Source organism: Paenibacillus sp. FSL R7-0272 (genome assembly GCF_037969905.1).
In the GTDB taxonomy this organism is placed as follows: Bacteria; Bacillota; Bacilli; order Paenibacillales; family Paenibacillaceae; genus Paenibacillus; species Paenibacillus polysaccharolyticus.
In genome coordinates this window covers 4,099,868-4,120,701 of sequence record NZ_CP150221.1, presented here as the reverse complement: position 1 = coordinate 4,120,701, position 20,834 = coordinate 4,099,868, and the positions used below count along the sequence as shown (strand labels likewise).

General features: G+C 45.0%; 18 protein-coding genes. 15 read left to right on the top strand and 3 right to left on the bottom strand.

The features are described from left to right. Window positions 1-201 precede the first annotated feature (201 nt). From pflB to MKY23_RS18260, 10 genes are all read left to right on the top strand, one after another. Complete coding sequence (gene pflB / locus MKY23_RS18305; RefSeq protein WP_090922577.1) at window positions 202-2,460, top strand: formate C-acetyltransferase; 2,259 nt, start codon at window positions 202-204, stop codon at window positions 2,458-2,460. Between the two features lie 86 nt (window positions 2,461-2,546). Continuing rightward, window positions 2,547-3,299, top strand: a complete 753-nt coding sequence (gene pflA, locus MKY23_RS18300; RefSeq protein ID WP_090922575.1) for a pyruvate formate-lyase-activating protein — start codon at window positions 2,547-2,549, stop codon at window positions 3,297-3,299. Window positions 3,300-3,607: 308 nt separating this feature from the next. Then, window positions 3,608-5,902 (top strand): stalk domain-containing protein, encoded by a 2,295-nt coding sequence (locus MKY23_RS18295; RefSeq protein ID WP_154957668.1) that lies wholly within the window; start codon window positions 3,608-3,610, stop codon window positions 5,900-5,902. A 319-nt stretch (window positions 5,903-6,221) separates the two neighbouring features. Then, the gene (locus MKY23_RS18290; protein ID WP_090922571.1) at window positions 6,222-6,692 is read left to right on the top strand and encodes a Fur family transcriptional regulator; all 471 of its coding nucleotides are present in this window, start codon (window positions 6,222-6,224) and stop codon (window positions 6,690-6,692) included. 2 nt (window positions 6,693-6,694) lie between these two features. Next, the gene (yidD, locus tag MKY23_RS18285) at window positions 6,695-6,949 is read left to right on the top strand and encodes a membrane protein insertion efficiency factor YidD (protein ID WP_090922569.1); all 255 of its coding nucleotides are present in this window, start codon (window positions 6,695-6,697) and stop codon (window positions 6,947-6,949) included. Between the two features lie 455 nt (window positions 6,950-7,404). Further along, window positions 7,405-9,474, top strand: coding sequence for a methionine--tRNA ligase (gene metG, locus MKY23_RS18280; RefSeq protein ID WP_339831291.1), 2,070 nt, complete (start codon window positions 7,405-7,407; stop codon window positions 9,472-9,474). A 332-nt stretch (window positions 9,475-9,806) separates the two neighbouring features. Next, window positions 9,807-10,799 (top strand): zinc ABC transporter substrate-binding protein, encoded by a 993-nt coding sequence (locus MKY23_RS18275; protein WP_253500025.1) that lies wholly within the window; start codon window positions 9,807-9,809, stop codon window positions 10,797-10,799. 111 nt (window positions 10,800-10,910) lie between these two features. Then, window positions 10,911-11,669: a metal ABC transporter ATP-binding protein gene (locus tag MKY23_RS18270; protein WP_090922564.1), complete on the top strand. Its 759-nt coding sequence runs from the start codon at window positions 10,911-10,913 to the stop codon at window positions 11,667-11,669. Between the two features lie 48 nt (window positions 11,670-11,717). Then, window positions 11,718-12,521: a metal ABC transporter permease gene (locus MKY23_RS18265; RefSeq protein ID WP_090922562.1), complete on the top strand. Its 804-nt coding sequence runs from the start codon at window positions 11,718-11,720 to the stop codon at window positions 12,519-12,521. A gap of 76 nt (window positions 12,522-12,597) precedes the next feature. Beyond that, window positions 12,598-13,317, top strand: a complete 720-nt coding sequence (locus tag MKY23_RS18260; RefSeq protein WP_090922559.1) for a cytochrome c biogenesis protein CcdA — start codon at window positions 12,598-12,600, stop codon at window positions 13,315-13,317. Window positions 13,318-13,424: 107 nt separating this feature from the next. Here the strand turns inward: MKY23_RS18260 and splB are convergent, their stop codons facing one another. After that, complete coding sequence (gene splB / locus MKY23_RS18255; protein WP_154957666.1) at window positions 13,425-14,495, bottom strand: spore photoproduct lyase; 1,071 nt, start codon at window positions 14,493-14,495, stop codon at window positions 13,425-13,427. 186 nt (window positions 14,496-14,681) lie between these two features. Here splB and mntR point away from each other — a divergent pair, with 186 nt between their 5' ends. From mntR to MKY23_RS18240, 3 genes are all read left to right on the top strand, one after another. Continuing rightward, entirely contained in the window at window positions 14,682-15,110 is a 429-nt protein-coding gene (mntR, locus tag MKY23_RS18250; RefSeq protein WP_090922556.1) for a transcriptional regulator MntR, read from the top strand. A gap of 186 nt (window positions 15,111-15,296) precedes the next feature. Further along, a complete protein-coding gene (locus MKY23_RS18245) occupies window positions 15,297-16,898 on the top strand; it encodes a family 10 glycosylhydrolase (protein ID WP_154957665.1) in 1,602 nt (533 codons plus the stop codon). Window positions 16,899-17,028: 130 nt separating this feature from the next. Beyond that, window positions 17,029-18,030 carry a patatin-like phospholipase family protein gene (locus MKY23_RS18240; protein WP_339839537.1) on the top strand — a complete coding sequence of 334 codons (1,002 nt, stop codon included), beginning with the start codon at window positions 17,029-17,031 and terminating at the stop codon, window positions 18,028-18,030. Between the two features lie 103 nt (window positions 18,031-18,133). Here the strand turns inward: MKY23_RS18240 and MKY23_RS18235 are convergent, their stop codons facing one another. After that, window positions 18,134-18,472 (bottom strand): hypothetical protein, encoded by a 339-nt coding sequence (locus tag MKY23_RS18235; protein ID WP_339831287.1) that lies wholly within the window; start codon window positions 18,470-18,472, stop codon window positions 18,134-18,136. Between the two features lie 5 nt (window positions 18,473-18,477). Further along, window positions 18,478-19,470, bottom strand: a complete 993-nt coding sequence (locus MKY23_RS18230) for a DUF1385 domain-containing protein (protein ID WP_090922548.1) — start codon at window positions 19,468-19,470, stop codon at window positions 18,478-18,480. A gap of 211 nt (window positions 19,471-19,681) precedes the next feature. Here MKY23_RS18230 and MKY23_RS18225 point away from each other — a divergent pair, with 211 nt between their 5' ends. Both MKY23_RS18225 and aroQ read left to right on the top strand, forming a co-directional pair. Further along, window positions 19,682-20,296 (top strand): YqhR family membrane protein, encoded by a 615-nt coding sequence (locus tag MKY23_RS18225; RefSeq protein WP_253493202.1) that lies wholly within the window; start codon window positions 19,682-19,684, stop codon window positions 20,294-20,296. A 77-nt stretch (window positions 20,297-20,373) separates the two neighbouring features. Next, window positions 20,374-20,817 carry a type II 3-dehydroquinate dehydratase gene (gene aroQ / locus MKY23_RS18220; RefSeq protein ID WP_090922544.1) on the top strand — a complete coding sequence of 148 codons (444 nt, stop codon included), beginning with the start codon at window positions 20,374-20,376 and terminating at the stop codon, window positions 20,815-20,817. Window positions 20,818-20,834: the final 17 nt, after the last annotated feature.

The following is a 20,834-nucleotide window of genomic DNA, read 5'->3' as shown; positions in this document are numbered from 1 at the left end:
AATCACAGATGGTGTGACTTGCTCGACGTATACTGAAAATATAAGAAAAACATTCATTCCGCGGTTCCGGTTCCCCAGTAGAGAGAACGTGTTCCGGATCATGTGAAACAATTCACATAAATCGCGGCTTTGGACACATGATGATACGTCTATTGCAACAATATAATGTGTCCAGAAATCCAAATAAGCGGAGGGATTACGATGTCGGTGATCGAAAAAGATGTTAAACAACAAACAGGCTGGAGAAACTTTACCAAAGGAACATGGACCAAGACGGTTAATGTGAATGATTTTCTGGAACATAACCTGTCCCCATACTATGGCGATGAGGCGTTCCTTGCAGGTGCAACCCAGAATACTAAAGAATTGTGGGATATTGTATCCGACCTGACCAAAAAAGAACGGGATAACGGTGGGGTGCTTGACGTTGATGTGAATACGCCTGCAACAATTACTTCCCACCAACCGGGATATTTGGATCAAAGCAAAGAGCAGATTGTCGGAGTTCAAACAGACGCTCCGTTCAAACGTTCCATTCAGCCATTCGGCGGAATTCGCATGATGATTGATGCTTGTGAAGCATACGGGTTCGAAATGCCACAAGGTGTCATTGATATATTTACAAATATTCGTAAAACGCATAACCAAGGTGTATTCGATGCTTACACTTCCGAGATGCGTGCAGCACGTAAAGCGGGTATTATCACAGGTTTGCCGGATGCTTACGGTCGTGGCCGGATCATCGGTGACTATCGCCGGGTAGCTTTGTACGGAGTAGACTTCCTGATTCGTAACAAAAAAGGTGAGCTCAATGCACTTGAAGTTGATGTTATTGATGAAGATGTCATTCGTTTGCGCGAAGAGTTATCCGAACAGATTCGTGCACTGCAAGAACTGAAACAACTGGGCGAGATGCATGGCTTCGATATTTCATTACCAGCAACAACGGCTAAAGAAGCATTCCAATGGTTGTACTTCGGCTACCTTGCAGCGATCAAAGAACAGAACGGTGCTGCAATGTCCCTGGGACGTGTATCTTCATTCCTGGATATCTACATTGAACGTGATTTGCAAGAAGGTATCCTGACTGAAGAACAGGCTCAAGAACTGGTTGACCACTTTGTTATGAAACTGCGGATTGTCAAATTCCTGCGCACGCCGGATTACAACGAATTGTTCAGTGGTGACCCAACATGGGTAACAGAGTCCATCGGCGGGATGTCCGTCAACGGCGAGACACGTGTAACCAAAAACAGCTTCCGTTTCCTGCACACACTGCACAACCTGGGACCTGCTCCAGAGCCGAACTTGACTGTTCTGTGGTCCACGAAGTTACCTGAAGCTTTCAAAGATTATTGCAGTAAAGTATCGATCGAAACCAGCTCCATCCAGTATGAAAATGATGATCTGATGCGTCCAATCTATGGCGATGATTATGGTATTGCCTGCTGTGTATCTGCAATGAAGATCGGTAAACAAATGCAGTTCTTCGGCGCACGTGCCAACTTGGCGAAAGCATTACTGTATGCGATCAACGGTGGACGTGACGAAAAATCGGGAGCACAGGTTGGTCCGGAGTATCCTGCCATTACAAGTGAGGTACTGGATTATAATGAAGTGATGAAACGCTTCAAACCGATGATGGAGTGGCTCGCTAAACTGTACATGAACACTCTTAACGTCATCCACTACATGCATGATAAATACAGCTACGAGCGGATTGAAATGGCGCTCCATGACCGTGACATTCTACGTACGATGGCTTGTGGTATCGCGGGACTGTCGGTAGCAGCGGACTCACTCAGTGCCATCAAATATGCCAAAGTTAAACCGATTCGCAACGAACAAGGCATTGCCGTTGATTTTGAAATTGAAGGTGAATTCCCTTGTTACGGCAACAACGATGACAGTGTAGATAGCATTGCTGTAGAGCTGGTAGAAAGCTTCATGAGCATGATTCGCAAGCATAAAGCCTATCGTAACGCAATGCCAACGCAATCTGTACTGACCATCACTTCCAACGTGGTGTACGGTAAGAAAACAGGAACAACACCAGATGGACGTAAAGCAGGCGAACCATTTGCACCAGGGGCGAACCCAATGCATGGACGGGATAAAAAAGGTGCACTGGCATCGCTCGGTTCTGTAGCAAAACTGCCTTATGAACACAGCCTTGATGGTATTTCCAACACCTTCTCCATTGTGCCAAAAGCACTGGGTAAAGAAGATGCTACACGCAAATCCAATCTGACTGCGATGATGGATGGATATTTTGGTCAAAATGCACATCACTTGAACGTAAACGTATTTGATCGTCAGCAACTGATTGATGCAATGGATCACCCGGAACAATATCCGCAATTAACTGTACGGGTGTCGGGTTACGCAGTTAACTTTATTAAACTGACGCGTGAGCAACAACTGGATGTTATCAATCGTACGTTCCACGGTTCGATGTAAGTTACTTTTCCAGTAGTCCAGTCAAGTATTCTGATTCAACATAAAAATGAACGCATAGCGGATGCGAAAAGAAAGGAAGAGGCAACATGGTTAACGGACATATTCATTCACTCGAAACTTTCGGGACGGTTGACGGCCCAGGTATCCGCTTCGTGCTTTTTATGCAAGGATGCCTGCTCAAATGTCAGTATTGTCACAATCCTGACACGTGGGCACTGGATGGTGGAAAAGAGATGACATTAGAGGAGGTACTGGCTGAAATACAGCCGTACCTGTCCTACTATCGTAGCTCTGGCGGTGGACTTACCATATCTGGCGGAGAACCTACCCTGCAAGCTCACTTTGTCGCAGAAATATTCAAGGAAGTCAAACGTCGCTGGGGACTTCATACGACACTGGATAGTAACGGGTTTAATGAACCGGATCGTATTCATGATCTGCTTGACCATACCGATCTTGTATTACTCGACCTGAAACATATCGATGACGAGAAACACATCAAACTCACAGGTAAATCCAATGAACGTACGTTGAAGACAGCAAGATGGTTATCCGATCATGGTCGAAAAATGTGGATCAGACATGTATACGTGCCTGGTATTCATGATCAGGAAGAGGATTTGTTAAATCTCGGGCGTTTCATAGGTACGCTAAATGGAGTAGAGAAGTTCGAAATTCTTCCTTATCATCAAATGGGAATTTACAAATGGGAAGCACTGGGTAAAGTTTATCCGCTGGATGGCGTACCTTCTCCAACCGAAGAAGAAGTTGAACGGGCATATCGCCTGATTGAGCAAGGTCGTGCAGAAACAGCCAGCGTCATTTGTTCAGGAAAGTAAGCGGTAAGCGAACATCTATTCACAAGCAACCTTTACGAATATTATTTCGTAGAGGTTGTTTTTTTTATTTTTTACTCTCAACGGTTAGAACAAATGCTTCTGCAACTGGAGCTAGGTAAATCTTTAGATTAACCCATACAGCTTGTTTATTTTAACAGATAACTATTTTCATAGTTTTTCACTTCTATTAAAAGTTTACAATTCTTATTCATTATTTTTAGCAACTTTTCCCGTTTGTGAGCGTCTAATCATATGACTTTTAGAGGGGATATTAATAAAATGGGAGCAGAAGGAGCCAAAGACAAAGAATGAATTTGAAAAAGAAGTTGTCCATACTCACCGCTTTTGCTGTTTTTCAGGCCTTTGCAGTTATTCCTGCGAATGCACAAGCAGCAGATTCAAGCGAAGCTACGCCAGTGAATACCGCAAAAGTGAAATCCGTTGAGGTTGTAAAGAAAGAACAGCCAATTGCTGAGTCTGAAGTAAAATCAGGAGCAACGACTGATCCTGCTAACAATCCATCAAACAACTCACAACCTGCCAACAATGAAAGCGCCATAGAACCCAATCAGGGAACAACAGATCCTTCTGGAACAGAAGCTACACCTGTAAATCCGGCAACAGGAGCAAACGGGGAACAAGGAACAGGTGAAGAAACAAACACACCAAACACACCAACACCTGCTGAAGTAGAGCAACCAACGACTGGTGGAACAGCTGCGACTGTGCGATCTGCCGGAGACCTGACACTTTATATGAATAGCAACAAGATGGTTCAGGATGGGAAAACGTATCTGGCTGGACAGCCAATGGCTGTAAAAAATGGTGTCTCCTATGTAGCCATTCGTGCTCTGGTTGATCGGGTAGGTTACGACGTAAAATATGATAACAAAACCAAAGAAACGATCATTCTAAGCGGTACGGACGAACTTCGTTTCAAAACAAACAGCAAAGTGTATACCGTTAACGGAGAATCCAGAACGATGAAAGGCCCCGCTTATCAAGAAAAAAACACGTTCATGATTCCATTGACGTCCATTACACAAGCGCTGAACATCACATATACCGTTAATCAGCCTGCGAAGACGGTAGTATTGAAGCTTAACACTAAACCTGTAGCCAGCTTTACGGTACAAAAGGAAATTTTTGCAGGAGATCAAGTGATCTACACGACTAAAAACAGTTCGCCGAACGGCCTTCCGATTGTGGATGAGCAGTGGACTGGACGTCAAGATTCCTTTGATCAGCCAGGCGTTTATACGGTGACTTATACGGTTCAAGATTCCAGTGGCCAGTGGAGTAACCCTTATACGCTTACGATCAAAGTGGAGCGTCCGAATCTTCCCCCAGTAGCGATGTTTACTACAGACAAGGAAGAATACAAAATGGGTGAAAAAATCTCCTACACCGACCAAAGTACAGATGATGAGGATGCGATCATCAAAAGAGACTGGAGCAACAATGCACTCGCATTTTTCCTTCCGGGACCGAAGACGGTATCACTTACGGTCACAGATCAGCATGGTCTGAGCAACACCTATACGAAAGAGATTATGATCACAAGCGAAACGCTGTATAATCAGTCTGATTTCAACAAATTGTTCGTACCGGTAGGGGACAAATTTACATTCAACGGCGGGGAAGTTCCTGCTATGGAAAAAGTACCGTTTACGTACACGGATGAGCCAAGCTTGCTTATTCGTAGTAACAGTCCGGAGACAGTTAACCAGGAAGGCATCGTCTACAAGGAATCTTCCTTTGGACAGACGCGTTTCATGATTCACCATGTCAATAATACGGGCAAAAGAGTGAAAATGTACGTGATTGCTACCAATAACAATCCATACACAGCAGTATTCGACCAGCAAAATATGGGCTTTGCAGGACCGACGCCATTTGCAACCGTTGCGGGTAAATTGTCCATCGATAACTGGTTCAAATCCATACAAACAGGAGCAGATTCGAAGAGAGTATACATCCAGCCAGGAGAAAGTAAATTGATTCTGACGGAACTGAACAAAATTCCGATGAAAGAAGGGCAGGTCATCTCCCTTTATTCCGACGCTTTCAGTGATTATACTCTTGACTACAACATTGTAATGATCGAAGAAAATAAAGATCCGATGGCCGTGTTGTCCTCATTGCCAGTTCTGGACCGTGACGGCGTTCATAACCGTGGGACTTATCCAAACGCAACACGAATCATTACGTACGATCAGGAAGTTGGCACGAAGCCTTCCCGTTTGCCACTCGGGGATAATGCAAGTGATCCGAATCTCGACGGCACAGACCCGATGGCCTTCACAAGCGCTTCTAACGCTGGTAACTTCGGTGTACTGTACAAAATCACCCTGAACAATGTTGCTCCGCGTACACTGATTTCGTTTAATCCTCGCGGAGGAAAGTATTACGGTTCAGCACTTGTGAATGGACAGCTGGTACAGTTGTCGAATAACAGCCAGTCTCTAAGTGCGCCGAATGAACAAAATGTGCTGTATCGCACAGGTTCTTACGGTGAGAGTGTTACCATTGTTTTCTCTGCTGCCCCTGGTAGCAACTTGCCGGTAAACATTCTGTTTACCCCACTTCCAGCTGAGAAGTAATATTCTAGTGAATCAAACCGTACGGTTTGGAGTGAAAGCTTATATTTTATATACCCGTTCACCCCAAAAGTCACCTGTATGACCTATATTCTGAACCGTCAACCGAAGGACTCCATACTTATGGGGTCCTTTGTCTTTAGTTTAAGTTTTTAGTTTAAGCAAAACGCCTATACTTGCGTGTAGGGTTCCGTTGACTCTGTTCTTCATTTCATGCATTATTAGAGGTATACAAAAAGAGCAGAAGCAACGGTTTTTGCCAAAAGATTTTGTCGCATGATGAAAATGCAAAAGGTTTGTATGACAGGAGGTGCTGTAAATCATGCTGTCGACGGAAGAGATTATATCAACTATGTCCTCACAGGGACTTCGTATAACTGATCAGCGCAAGACACTTGCACGGTTATTTGCCGAGTCTCCGGGGTATCTTACACCCAAGGACGTCTACGAATATATGGGTAAGACTTACAGCGGATTAAGCTTTGACACGGTGTACCGAAACTTGCGTGTAATGCAGGAACTAGGCGTGCTGGAGCAAGTTATATTTGAAGATGGAGTGAAGTTCAGAGCACATTGCAGCGAAGGCCACCATCATCATCATATGATCTGCCTGAAGTGTCAGAAGACCTACCCGATCGTTTTTTGTCCGATGCAACTTGCTGATGCTCCCGAGCAATTTCAGGTCGTGGATCACAAGTTTGAAGTATTCGGATATTGCAAGGATTGTGCTGAACATGCTCCAGCGAAGAAGTCATCTACACATCAGCATGCACACAGCCACGGGAAGAATTGAAGATGAAACTTTCGCGTAGAATCGTGCAAGCTCCAATCCGGGTATACCGCAATTATATCTCTCCATTAAAACCGCCGACCTGCCGATTCTATCCTACGTGTTCGGCGTATGCGATGGAAGCAATTGAAGTGCATGGTGCACTCAAAGGTTCCCTTCTAGCGGCGAAACGGATTGCCAAATGTCATCCGTTTCATCCGGGCGGTGTAGATTTGGTTCCGCCTAAGGTGGAGAAAAATGTAGTGATATCCGAACCGTAATGTGCAGAAGAGCTGATGTTCATTTTTGCTGATCAAAGTGTTATAGAGCAGGTAGCTGGAACCCAGAAGCTTGGTTCTATTCGGTGGTATACTTGACAACAAGGTCAGCATTTCAGTATATTTTTTGTATATGATTTTCCAGTGAAGGGATAAGTACAGACACACCCCCAGTGCAGAGAGCCGGAGAAGCTGAGAACCGGTCTGGGAGGAGGATGGAAGATGGTCCCGGAGGAACCTCTTTCGAGCGTGCAATCAGCGACTTGTCGCTATTGTCGTAAGCCTGAGGCGTGATCCAGCGTTAATGGGCGGTCGAAGGACCGGAAGAGCCTGCGTTTTGTGAAAAATGCGGGGAAATTGGGTGGTAACACGTGAGAGATACTCTCGTCCCATACAGGGCGGGAGTTTTTTTGTGTTCATTTTCGGATCAGGAAGATGGTTCCATTCGAGCGATTGGTATGTATTCGTTAGAACAATTGAAGGAGGAGAAGTCATTCATGACGGATCAAAAAACATTTTATTTAACAACGCCGATTTATTATCCAAGCGACAAGCTACATATTGGGCATGCGTACACAACAGTAGCAGGTGATGCAATGTCTCGTTACAAACGCTTGCGTGGATACGAGGTGCGCTATCTGACAGGTACCGATGAGCATGGCCAGAAGATTGAGCGCAAGGCTCAGGAGAAAGGATTGTCTCCACAGGCCTTTATCGATGAGATTGTCGTAGGCATCAAGGAACTGTGGAACAAGCTGGACATCTCCAATGATGACTTCATTCGCACAACTGAGGAGCGTCACAAAACCGTCGTACAAGATATCTTTGATCGTTTGCTGAAGCAGGGTGATATCTACAAGGGTGAGTACGAAGGCTGGTACAGCATCCCGGATGAAACTTATTACACTGAAACACAGCTGGTGGATGTTGAAAAAAATGAGAAAGGCGAGATTATCTCGGCTAAAAGTCCGGATAGCGGACACCCGGTTGAACTCGTCAAAGAAGAATCTTACTTCTTCCGTATGAGTAAATATGCAGATCGTTTGTTGAAATATTACGAAGAGAATCCTGGTTTTATCCAACCGGAATCCCGCAAAAACGAGATGATCAACAACTTTATCAAGCCGGGTCTTGAGGATTTGGCGGTATCCCGTACCACATTTGAGTGGGGTGTCAAAGTTAAAGGCGATCCGAAACACGTCGTTTACGTATGGATTGACGCGTTGTCCAACTACATTACAGCACTGGGCTACGGCTCTTCGGATGCTTCATTGTACGACAAGTTCTGGCCAGCGGATGTTCATCTGGTGGGTAAAGAAATTGTTCGTTTCCATACGATTTATTGGCCAATTATGCTCATGGCGCTGGATCTGCCATTACCGAAAAAGGTATTTGCACATGGCTGGCTGTTGATGAAAGATGGAAAAATGTCCAAATCCAAAGGAAATGTAGTAGATCCTGTAACCCTGATCGATCGTTACGGCCTGGATTCGCTTCGTTACTATTTGCTGCGTGAAGTACCGTTTGGTTCCGATGGTACATTTACACCGGAAAGCTTCGTAGAGCGTGTAAACTCTGATCTGGCGAACGATCTGGGCAACCTGCTGAACCGTACCGTTGCGATGGTCGACAAATACTTTGAAGGCAAAGCGCCTGCGTTTGCTTCCAATGTAACGGAATTTGATGCTTCGCTGGAAGAAGCAGGGCATGCAACGGTGGAAAAAGTAGAGCAAGCAATGGAGAACTTGCAGTTTTCTGTGGCGCTTACAGCGATCAGTCAATTTGTTAGCCGTAGCAACAAATATATCGACGAAACACAACCATGGGCTCTTGCTCGTGATGAAGCGAACCGGGATGAGCTGGCATCTGTAATGTCCCATCTGATTGAAAGCTTGCGTATTGCCTCCATTCTTCTACAGCCGTTCCTGACTCGTGCGCCGCGCAAAATCTGGGAACAGCTGGGTATTCAAGAAGGTGAGCTGACAGCTTGGGATTCAGCGAAACAATGGGGCATCGTGCCTGCTGGTAACGCATTGCACAAAGGCGAGCCGATCTTCCCGCGTTTGGATGCGGAACAGGAAATTGCTTATATTTCTGAAGCGATGACAGGTGGACAAAAAGCAGCACAGTCCGATGCAAGCCAGGCAGAAGCAGGAGCCGCTACTCCAGCTTCAGCAGAAACGGTAACAGCACCTGAAGGCAAGGAAGAGATCGGTATTGATGATTTTGCCAAAGTTGAGCTACGTGTGGCACAAGTCATCGCTTGTGAGCCTGTTAAAAAAGCAGATAAATTGCTTAAGCTGCAACTGGATCTTGGTTATGAGCAACGTCAGGTTGTATCTGGTATCGCAAAGTTTTATTCGCCAGAAGAGATGGTTGGACGTAAAGTCATTTGTGTGACCAACCTCAAACCAGTAAAACTGCGTGGAGAGCTGTCCCAAGGCATGATCCTGGCAGCTTCTCATGGGGATCAGCTAACCCTGGCAACCGTACCGGACAGTATGCCAAATGGCGCGCAAGTGAAATAAACAGTTTTTAAGTGTAAGACAAGCAACTAGGGTGTTCAATCGTACAGAGATTGTCACAAGTTTGAACCAAGGGTGGTCCGAAGTGATTCGGACCGCTTTTTTATGCTGAAAAAAGAGCTGATAACTGAAGAACAAGCATATATTGTTATGAACTCCGCACTTCGGGAAAGAATGAATAGGACATGAGCCTTGACAATTAGGAGCAGGTTACCTATAATTCTTTCAGTAATATTTACGATTAAGTGATGCGGAGTGAATTATATATGACATTTATTCAAAAGAAGAGACAGGCACGATTAGATCGATCTAGCAAACTTGGCAAACGGAGTATAATGAAGCTACTTTGGAGCGGTCTGCTCATACTTAGTTTGCTTGTATTGTCTGCATGTGGGCAAAACAACGAGAATACAGCCAAAATTGTTGAAGGCAAAGTTAATGTGGTGACCACATTTTATCCGGTATATGCGTTTACTGCAGCGATTGGCGGAGAGGATGCCAATGTTATTAACTTGCTGCCTACGGGAGTAGAGCCGCACGATTGGACACCGAAGAGCCAGGATATTGTGAATACGTCCAAGGCACAGCTTTTCTTATACAATGGTGCGGGTCTGGAAGGATGGGTGCCGAACTTTTTGAAATCACTGAACAGTGATACAAAAGTGAAATCCGTGGCTGTCAGCGAAGGTGTCAAGTTGTTAACAGCAGAAGGAGACGATGGTCACGGACATGGTGAAGAGCATGAGGATGAACATGCCGATGACCATGCAGACGAGAGTGGCAATGAGGAACAAGTAGCCGACCATCATATCGATCCTCATACATGGGTTAGCCCCAAATCCGCAATGATCATGGCGGAAAATATCAAGAACAGTTTAGTTGAAGTTGACCCTACACATAAAGCAGGTTACGAGCAACGTTATAAGGAGCTTCATACCAAACTTGAAGCACTGGATCAGCGTTTCACGAATGAATTAGCATCCGTAGCAAAGAAGGAAATTGTAGTGTCACACCAAGCGTTCGGTTATCTTGCACGTGATTATGGTTTGAAGCAACATGCCATCATGGGACTGTCCCCGGATGCAGAACCAACTGGACAGGATATTGTAAAACTGGCTAAACTGGTTAAAGATGAAGGTATCAAGTACATTTTCTTTGAAGAGCTTGTATCCGACAAATTAGCCAAAACACTTGCCAGCGAAGCAGGGGTAGAAACGATGGTGTTGAACCCGGTTGAGGGTCTGACGCAGGAACAGGTGAAGAACAAAGATGATTATTTCACCTTGATGGAGAAAAATTTGCAAAATCTGCTGATCGCATTAAAATAAGAAGAATGAAGGTAAACATCCAGAAGTCTTTGCTGTTCCATCGGCGAAGACTTTTGGAATGTTAAGCACGATATTTACGTATTTTTATTTATTATGAAGGGCGGTTTTGCCATGCAGCAAATCATGCCATTATGTCATGATCCGATTATCCAGATCGAGAATTTGTCTTTTTCCTACGGGGATCAGCGCGTGATTCAAGATCTCAATTTTATGGTTCAACAACGTGACTTTGTAGGTATTATCGGTTCAAACGGAGCAGGGAAAACAACGTTGCTTCGTATGCTGGTAGGACTACTTCCTCCTGCGCAGGGGGATATCAAGTTGTTTGGAGAGTCGATTCGTAAATTCAAGGATTGGAACCGGATCGGGTACGTGCCACAAAAAAATGCATTTAATCCGTTGTTCCCGGCTACCGTTCGTGAGGTTGTTATGTCCGGGCTGTATAACAACAAAAACATGTTCCGCCGCATCTCTCGTCAAGGTCAGCAACAATGCATCGATGCAATGAAGGTTATGAGAATCGAGGATATCGCAAACAAACGTATTGGACAACTGTCCGGCGGTCAGCAGCAACGTGTTTTTTTGGCCCGTGCGTTAATTAATCACCCGGATCTATTGATTCTCGATGAACCTACCGTGGGGATTGATGCAGAGTCACAAGCCAGTTTTTTCGAACTGATTACCCATATGCATGAACATCATCGGATGACGTTTCTCATGGTGTCACATGATATGGATCGCATGGAGAGTTATCTTGGCGCGGAAGCGGCGCTCACGAATGGCAAGATTCATTTCCATGTGCGTCATTCGCATGAGATCGAGGATTGTGCAGAAACCAACCTGCAGCATACTACCGCGCAGGTACGCTAGCTATGTATGTGGGCCATTAGATGATAGGCCGAAGGAGTCGTGTTAGTTTTGGAAATATTATGGAGTGATTTTTTTCAGCGTGCACTTGCAGGTGGTTTGCTTATCGGTATCACTGCTCCGCTGATTGGACTTTTTCTTGTACTGCGCAGACTCTCGATGATCGGAGACACCTTGTCACACGTAACGATCGCAGGTGTGGCGCTTGGTTTTCTGATTGAGGTATACCCGATCGGCGTTGGTTTGATCTTTGCGGTACTCGCATCGTTTGCTATTGAAAAGTTGCGTAAAGCTTACAAGAGCTATGCTGAGTTGTCCATTGCGATCATTATGTCTGGAGGCGTAGCGCTGGCTTCACTGTTTTTCACACTGGGAAAAGGGTACAATGCGGATGTGATGAGCTATTTGTTTGGCAGCATCTACACATTGGACGTGGCGGATCTGAAGCTGGTGGGTATCGTGACCCTAATCGTTGTTATTGTAGTGGGCTTCCTACATAAAGAGTTTTTCCTGCTCAGCTTTGAGGAGGACGCAGCTGCAGTGACTGGATTACCAGTCAAAATGCTGAATATGTTAATTACAGTGATGACAGCATTGGTGATCAGTACGGCGATCAAGATCGTGGGTGCTCTGCTTGTATCCGCCTTGTTGACCATTCCTGTCGCCGTCAGCCTGCTCATGGCTCGAAGCTTCAAATCAGCCATCATTCTGTCGGTGGTCATCGGAGAGATTGCGGTTGTGATTGGACTAGTTACAGCGGGGATCTGGAACCTGGCACCTGGAGCAACCATTGTGTTACTGCTCATTGGTATGCTGATCCTAACGATGATTGCCAAAAAAGGGTTCCGAGCCTGATCTCTGACTACTACACTTATCGTTTGAAAACAAGTACTTAAGAGCAAGTGAGCACCAGGAAGGGAGACATTGCTTCATGCCTGATGTTAATGTATGGCTGGCTTTTGTTGCTGGCCTCGCTTCTTTTATATCACCGTGTTGTCTTCCGCTATATCCTTCGTATCTCTCATACATCACGGGAATGACTGTACAACAGTTGAAAGAGGATCGGAATCAGCGAGAGGTGCGCTTGAAGACGTTAACGCATACACTGGCGTTTATTCTCGGATTCTCTGCAGTATTTTATTCGCTGGGTCTGGGTGCAGGATTATTTGGACAATTTTTCAATGATAACCGGGATTTGATTCGTCAACTGTCCGCGATTTTAATTATGTTGATGGGACTGTTTTTGTTAGGTATCTTCAAGCCGCAATTTTTAATGAAGGAACGCAAACTGGATATGAAATGGAAGCCGGCGGGGTATTTAGGTTCCTTTGTTTTTGGGATTGGTTTTTCGGCAGGCTGGTCGCCTTGCATCGGACCGATTCTGACGGCGATTATCGCCATGGCAGCGAGCGAACCTTCAACTTGGCTGACACTGATTACAGGTTATACGGTAGGCTTTGCTTTACCCTTTTTTGTTCTAGCATTCTTTATAGGTTCGACACGCTGGATTTTGCGTTATTCAAACCTCATGATGAAGATTGGCGGAGCTTTAATGCTCTTAATGGGTATTTTGCTATTCACGGATCAGATGACCCAAATAACAATCTGGCTGCAGCAAATTACACCCGATTGGATGATCAACTTAACGTGAAGCATTTTTCTTCTTCAGCAGAATAAATAATTGAAAGCAGGCTGCAGGAACCAGAACTTTTCTGGAACATGCAACCTGCTTTTTGATCTGATGATATACGAGTTGAATTAGGTAAAATAGTCAATGTTGGCTAAAGGAAAATGTTCGAAAATGCGTTCTGTAATGAATTCGCGCAGGGCATCTTGCTGGTCATCTTTATACACATATTTGTACTGACCCCAGCGACCCCATTTCATTTTCCGTTTCTCAATATCCATCTCCAGCTTGGTTTTTGGATATCTTTTCTCAATGGTCGCTTTAGCCGTTTTGGTGAAACGGTGCTGAATCATTTCAAACGTCAGGTCTTTGGTAGCCTCTTCAGGCAAGGTATCTGCCAGCTTTTGCAGTAGCTCAGCATAACCTTCTTGCCAGCCATCGTACCAAATAATCGGAGCAATAATGAAACCGAGTGGATATCCGGCATGGGCTATTTTACCTGCAGCTTCAATTCTCTCTTCAAAGCGGGAAGTTGCGGGTTCAAAGTTTTTGATAACATAATCCGAGTTCACGCTGAACCGGATACGCGTATGGCCATTATGCTTGATGTTAAGTAGTGGATCAACGTGATGATATTTTGTCACAAAGCGTAAACGCCCGTATTCTTCATCAGCCATAAAACGAATTAGGTCACTCAGGTTTTCCGTGATATGTTCCAGACCGACGGGGTCGGAGGTACAGGCTGCTTCGAAACGGGTAATTTCGGGTTTGCGTTCCTCGATGTAACCTTTGGCAGCTTCAATGATTTCTTCCGTGTTTACGTACACGCGAACGTATGGTTTTGCACCTAATGTGGTTTGAAGATAACAATAATGGCAATGCCCCATACAACCTGTCGAGATAGGGATTGCATACTCTGCTGATGGTTTGGACTGGTCAAATTTCAAGGTTTTACGTACCCCTACAACCAGAGTTCGCTTGGCCATCCGGTATTTTTCTTGCTCTGTCTCACCGGGGAGGTTGGTGATTCGATTGTGTGAAGTGGTCATCTGATAAGGAATGTTTTGGGAGGTTACCCATTCCATAATTCGTTTTCCTTTTTCATATTCAAGCGCACCTGGTTCAAAATACACCAAATCGGGAATAAAGGGTTTAGTACCCTTTACTTTTCTAACAGGGGGCTGGGCCACGCTTGTGCTCACAGAATCACTCCTTTCAATACGAAACTGGACTTAGTTTGCCTCAAATGAAGAGAAGTCACGCCTGCCAATCCTTGTGTAAGGCGGATCGGAATCGGGTAGGACTTGCCAATGCGCATTGATAACATGTATCATTAGAAGATAGGGACCAGGTACGTAGAACCGGTCAGAGAGAAGAGAGGGAAGCAGATGCCAACGCCCAGTATGGAAGATTATTTGGAGCGTATATACAAATTGATTGATGAAAAGGGCTATGCTCGTGTGTCTGATATAGCTGAAGGACTGGAAGTACATCCTTCATCCGTGACGAAGATGATCCAAAAGCTGGACAAAGACGAGTACCTGATCTATGAGAAGTACCGCGGGCTGGTACTAACGCCAAAAGGGAAAAAAATGGGCAAACGGTTGATGGAGCGCCATCATCTGCTTGAGCAGTTTCTAACGACGATCGGTGTTCAGGAAGAGAACATATATAACGACGTAGAAGGTATTGAACATCACTTAAGCTGGGACTCCATTACATGTATTGAGTCTCTTGTGGAATATTTCCGTCAGGATGAGAGCCGTCTGCAAGACCTAAAAAACATTCAGGAAATCATGAGTAACACGGACTCTTGAGCCTTGAATTCATATGTTGATAAATAAAGGATGCTTCTTGCCAATGGAATGGCGAGGAGCATTTTTAATTTCGATATTTTAATTCCAACCAACATTTGGTCAATTGCGCAACTAAACCCGTATGCCAAGCGTCTATTAAACTAGTAGAATTTACCGCAAATTTAATGATGTTGGAGGATTGTATTGATGAAATTGCGTAAAGGATTGTTGCTACTGCTCATTTTTGTTCTTGGATTACAGTCAGTCGGTATGACCGCTCAGGCAGCAAGTTCAAAGCAGATTACTATTTTTCTGGATGGTCAGCGTCTGGAATCAGATGTGTCACCCTATATCATGCCCAAGGTGAACGTAACGATGGTGCCGTTACGGGTCATCAGTGAAGGACTGGGGGCTTCTGTGTTATGGTCCCAGGCAACCCGGACGGTGACGATTCAGAAATCGGATTCAACGATTACGATGACGAGTGGACGTCAGCAAGCGACAGTGGACAATACCGTGGTTGATCTGGATGCTTCCGTGCAACTCAAACAAGGTCGCGTGATGGTTCCAATTCGTTTTGTAAGTGAAAATTTGGGGATTCAAGTGAACTGGAATCAGGCGGCTCAAACCATTGATCTGTACACCGGAGCAGAACCAACGCCAACACCGGAACCAACTCCTGCAGAACCAGGAGGAAGTGTAACCCCACCAGCAACGAATGAGATGCGCGGAGCCTGGATATCTACAGTTAATGGTGACTGGCCATCTTCTGGCGCGAAAGGCAATGTAGATAAACAGAAGCAGGAGTACACAAGTCAACTGGATCAGTTAAAAGACATGGGGATCAATGCTGTATTTGTACAAGTTAGAGCAAATGCAGACGCCATTTATCCATCCAGTCTGGTGCCTTGGAATAGTGTTCTGACAGGAACCCAGGGGAAAGATCCAGGTTATGACCCACTGGCTTTTATGATTGAGGAAGCGCACAAACGCGGGCTTGAATTTCATGCCTGGTTCAATCCGTTTCGGGCAACGAACTCAGCAACAACAGCCAATCTGGCGACTAACCATGTATCCAAGCTACATCCGGACTGGATTGTAAATGCATCGGGTAAACTATATATTAATCCAGGTGTTCCAGAAGCAAGGCAGCATATTATGGATACCATTATGGAAGTTGTGAATAACTATAACGTGGATGGAGTGCATCTGGACGACTACTTCTATCCTTCCAATGTGACCTTTAATGATGATGTTGCTTACAAAATGTATAACACGTCAGGTTCAACAGACCGTGCAGCTTGGCGCCGTGACAACATTAATCAGTTTGTACAGCAACTTGGACAACGTATTCATCAAGCGAAAGCTAATGTAGAGTATGGGATCAGTCCATTTGGTGTATGGCGTAACAAAGCAAATGATCTGACTGGCTCAGATACCAAAGCAGGCGTAACTGCTTATGACAGCATGAATGCAGATGTTCGGACATGGATCAAACAAGGGTGGATCGACTACGTTGCACCACAGGTATACTGGAGCATGACGCTAAGTGCAGCAAGATACGATAAGGTCGTCGATTGGTGGGTTAATGAGGTAGCCAATACCAATGTAAAATTGTACATCGGCCATTCTCCTTATAAACTCGGAACGCCAGAGATTGGGTGGCAGACATCACAAGAAATCATTGATCAATTGACATATAATCAGAAGTATCCATCTATTGGCGGAGACATTTATTTCAGTTCCCAGTATCTTACGAAAAACCCACTCGGTTTGATTGAACGACTGAAAGCTTACTATGGATTGTAGGGTCTAGTCTAACGTTAATTTTTCTATGTTAATGATCACGGATTCTTCAACTCATAGTTATATGACCAACCCCTGTTCTCATACAGTGGCAGTAGAAGTATGGCTGCCTGGAGAACGGGGGTTTTTCGTTGTGTTAATTAATGGCGTTTTTGAAGGTGGAGGCGTAAAAGGGGTTTCCCTTGCAGGAGCTGTACAGGGAGCACAGGACTGCGGAGTGCAATTCAACCGAGTTGCTGGCACATCATCCGGTTCGATTGTTGCTGCCCTACTGGCTGCGGGTTACCGGGCCGAGGAGATGAAAGAAATCATTGAGAGTACGCCGTTTGCTTCGCTTCTGCAACGGTCGCCTATATTTAATACACGCTGGATTGGTCCAGCAACAAGATTGTTTTTGAAAAAAGGTTTATATTCAGGTGAAGCACTGGAATCATGGATACGCAAAATGCTGGCACAAAAAGGAATCCGAACCTTCGCTGATTTGCCACCTGGAAAGTTGCTCATTACCGCATCGGATATTTCTAACGGAAACATTCTCGTCTTGCCCGACGATATTCGGCGCTTTGGTATTGAGCCGGCGAAGCTTGAGGTTGCTAAAGCTGTACGTATGAGTTGTAGCATTCCGTATTTTTTCGATCCTGTCATTATTCGGAAATCACCGATGATGTCCAAGGGGCTACCTTTCCAAGATCAGTTTGTGTATGTCGTGGACGGAGGGCTACTGAGTAACTTCCCACTGTGGTTGTTCGATGGAGAACGCTCTGAATCAGGGGGAGAGATCATTCCAGTAGTCGGTTTTAAAATGGTAGGTAAGACAGAAGTAGAACCTGCACGAATTAAAGGACCTTTGACCATGTTGCAAGCGCTTGTCGAGACCATGTTAACAGCTCACGATGAGCGTTACATTGAGCAGATTAACCGATTCCGTACGGTCAAAATTCCTACGCTGGGTATTAAACCGACACAATTTAATCTCTCCGTTCAAGACAGTACGAACTTATATCGCTCAGGTGTGGCCTCTGGTCTGGAATTTTTCACCACATGGAATACGAAGATGTACAACGAGCAATTGGAAAAGCAGCGAAAAGAAATGCGGAAGAAACAGGCGGATTCGCCGCCGCTGGTTCCCATATAGAAACGTGAAAAAAGCAATTCTCCGGATGATGGAGAATTGCTTTTTGGGTTTTATTTTACATTTTACTGTGAGAAGAAAACAGAGACATCACCGGAATGACAAATCAGTGATATTTGGGAACGTCCTCTTCGTTGCTTTTGCCTTTCTGGCCCTGAATGACCTGAAAAGGATAGTCCTTGCGTTTCTTGGACGAACTGCTCTTTCTTGCATTGACATTATTCTGTGCGTTCACTTTAGCCATCGTTTTTGCCGAAGGTTTGATCTTTGGTGTTTTGGCTTTTCGTGACCAACGGGCAGGCGGGAATTTGTACAGCAGGAACACAACTCCGAACACGATCAGAGGGATGAGAATACTGGACAACGAAGCTCTAGTTATAAAACTGATAACCCCAAGAGCAGCCAGTACAATGAATGCCCAAAATACAATAGCCTGCTTATTCATTTCATTCACCCTTTCACAGGATCAAGTGTTGCTACAGGAACTTCCGTTGCGGTCGAAACGTTGGCAAGTTTCGCGTCCAGTTCAAGCATGCGATTGAAAGACGCAATGGATACTTCCACTTGGGCGTTCGTAGGTTCTTTGGTCGTAAGCAATTGCAACCACAGGCCAGGGTATCCCAGATAACGTAAGACAGGAATATCACGAAGCGAATTCGTAATCTTGAGTAGCTCGAACGAAATACCTAGTACGACTGGCAACAAGAGCAAACGCTGTCCCATCCGTTCCCATAAATTATCGTATGTGAATACGGAGTATAAGAAAATACCGATGATGACAGTCAACATGATAAAGCTACTACCACAGCGGTAATGTAGCCTGCTGTACTTCTGAACATTTTCTGGTGTAAGTTCTTCGCCAGCTTCGTATGCGCTTATGACTTTGTGCTCTGCCCCGTGGTATTGAAACAGGCGTTTAATCATTGGTGTCTGTGAGATTAGCCACAGATAAGCGAGTAACAGGATCAGTTTGATGACACCTTCCAATACATTATGCAGAAATTGATTGTCGAATACATTTTTAAATAAGAAGTCCTCGATCACGACAGGCAGCAACGTCAGTACAATTTTGCCGAAAAGGAAGGAAAGTATGGCTACCGCAGTAACACCGATTATCATGCTAAGGCTCCAGCCAGTTCCTTGTTTCTCTTGTTGTTTGGCTTTTTCTTCAGGTTCGAGCTCATCATCAGCATAAGCGTCAGCAGAGTAATTAAGATGTTTGCTACCTTTGACACTTGAATCTATAATGCTGACAATTCCGCGTAATAAAGGAATCCGCCGCAATTTCATGACCCAGGTCTTGTCTTGCTTGGGAACTTCCAGATACGTAATTTCGCCGTCTTTTCTACGAACGGCCGTAACATTGACGTGTTTACCGCCAAACATTACGCCCTCGATGACAGCTTGCCCCCCGTAGCTGACAGGCTTGGATTGTTGAGGCAAATTATTCACCTTCCTATTCTGTTCTAAGCCTTTACAATCAAAGGCAGTTTAATATCCTTATTGTATCGAATTTTGAGAGCAATTTCTAGTTTACGAGAGAAAAGGCAAGTGCTGCTGTTAAGATTGTCCTGTTTTGAACATACTACGCCCTAGAACTGTGAGAAAATATCTAGCACGCCTGCGAGATCATCTTGCGAAGAAGGGGACGTTTATGATGACAGATCATACTCATGAGGACGTATTAACGAATCATAATCACGAAGGTAAAACGGATCAGCGCACAAATCGGCAACGACCGCGAGAACGTGACGAAAACGTGACGAAACGGCGTTCCGTGCCAAGGCAGGGAGATGCGCACTATTTCACAAATCCGTTTTCCTTTGCGCTGGAACTGGGGTTCTTTGCCGGGCTAATCTGGGGAGGAATCCACTGGCTATTTCATTTTCTGCATTTTACCGTTGTACCCGTGGGTTTTCTGGCGGAGCCTTTTTTCAAGCATAAATATATTTATACGCCGGCAGGTCACTTGACAGGTTGGTTGTGTTTTATCGTGTTTTCCATCTTTGCGTCACTGTTATATACCTTTACCATCCGCAAATTAAAAGGGCCGTTTCCCGGTATGGTGTATGGGATCGTCTGGTGGGTGATCCTCTTTATTCTGCTTGGACCTAAACTCGGAATGATGAAACCGTTAAATCAATTGACATGGGATTCAATTTTCACAGAAATCTGTTTCTTTCTCCTCTGGGGGCTGTTCATAGGTTACACCGTAGCGATGGAGTACACCGACGAAAGGAAACGGGAGCCAGAGCACGCAGGAGCCTAGACGCAAAAAAGCTTCTCAATCCGGTAACGGCTGTGTTAAAATAGCAGATGGTTATTTGCAGAGAGGGTGGAGCAGCGATGAAACGAATTATTGTGATCAATGGCCCGAACCTGAACATGCTTGGTGTTCGTGAACCAGGTATCTATGGAACGCTTAGTCTGAAGGATATTGAAGACAAAATTCGCAGACAGGCTGAAGAATTGGGCGTCTCCATCGCTTTTTATCAATCCAACCATGAAGGAGACATTATTGACCGCATTCATGCCGCAATGGGTGAGGCAGACGGGATCATGCTGAATGCCGGGGCTTTTACTCATTACAGTTATGCGATACGGGATGCAATCAATGCCGTGAAAGTTCCTACCGTGGAGGTTCATCTATCCAACATTCATGCACGCGAAGCGTTCAGACATCATTCAGTGCTAGCAGCAGAAACGATCGGGCAGATTGCCGGATTTGGCGAAGTAAGCTATGAACTGGGATTGCTGGCTCTCGTGCGTCATCTGGACAAACAAACCTGAGCCGGGAACCCGGGAAT

Coding starts and splice junctions, on each gene's coding strand:
- MKY23_RS18290 (WP_090922571.1), top strand. CDS start 6,222: ATGCTGTCGACGGAAGAGATTATATCAACTATGTCCTCACAGGGACTT.
- MKY23_RS18225 (WP_253493202.1), top strand. CDS start 19,682: ATGATGACAGATCATACTCATGAGGACGTATTAACGAATCATAATCAC.
- MKY23_RS18235 (WP_339831287.1), bottom strand. CDS start 18,472: ATGAATAAGCAGGCTATTGTATTTTGGGCATTCATTGTACTGGCTGCT.
- yidD (WP_090922569.1), top strand. CDS start 6,695: ATGAAACTTTCGCGTAGAATCGTGCAAGCTCCAATCCGGGTATACCGC.
- pflA (WP_090922575.1), top strand. CDS start 2,547: ATGGTTAACGGACATATTCATTCACTCGAAACTTTCGGGACGGTTGAC.
- MKY23_RS18295 (WP_154957668.1), top strand. CDS start 3,608: ATGAATTTGAAAAAGAAGTTGTCCATACTCACCGCTTTTGCTGTTTTT.
- MKY23_RS18260 (WP_090922559.1), top strand. CDS start 12,598: ATGCCTGATGTTAATGTATGGCTGGCTTTTGTTGCTGGCCTCGCTTCT.
- MKY23_RS18245 (WP_154957665.1), top strand. CDS start 15,297: ATGAAATTGCGTAAAGGATTGTTGCTACTGCTCATTTTTGTTCTTGGA.
- pflB (WP_090922577.1), top strand. CDS start 202: ATGTCGGTGATCGAAAAAGATGTTAAACAACAAACAGGCTGGAGAAAC.
- MKY23_RS18275 (WP_253500025.1), top strand. CDS start 9,807: ATGAAGCTACTTTGGAGCGGTCTGCTCATACTTAGTTTGCTTGTATTG.
- MKY23_RS18270 (WP_090922564.1), top strand. CDS start 10,911: ATGCAGCAAATCATGCCATTATGTCATGATCCGATTATCCAGATCGAG.
- metG (WP_339831291.1), top strand. CDS start 7,405: ATGTATTCGTTAGAACAATTGAAGGAGGAGAAGTCATTCATGACGGAT.
- aroQ (WP_090922544.1), top strand. CDS start 20,374: ATGAAACGAATTATTGTGATCAATGGCCCGAACCTGAACATGCTTGGT.
- mntR (WP_090922556.1), top strand. CDS start 14,682: ATGCCAACGCCCAGTATGGAAGATTATTTGGAGCGTATATACAAATTG.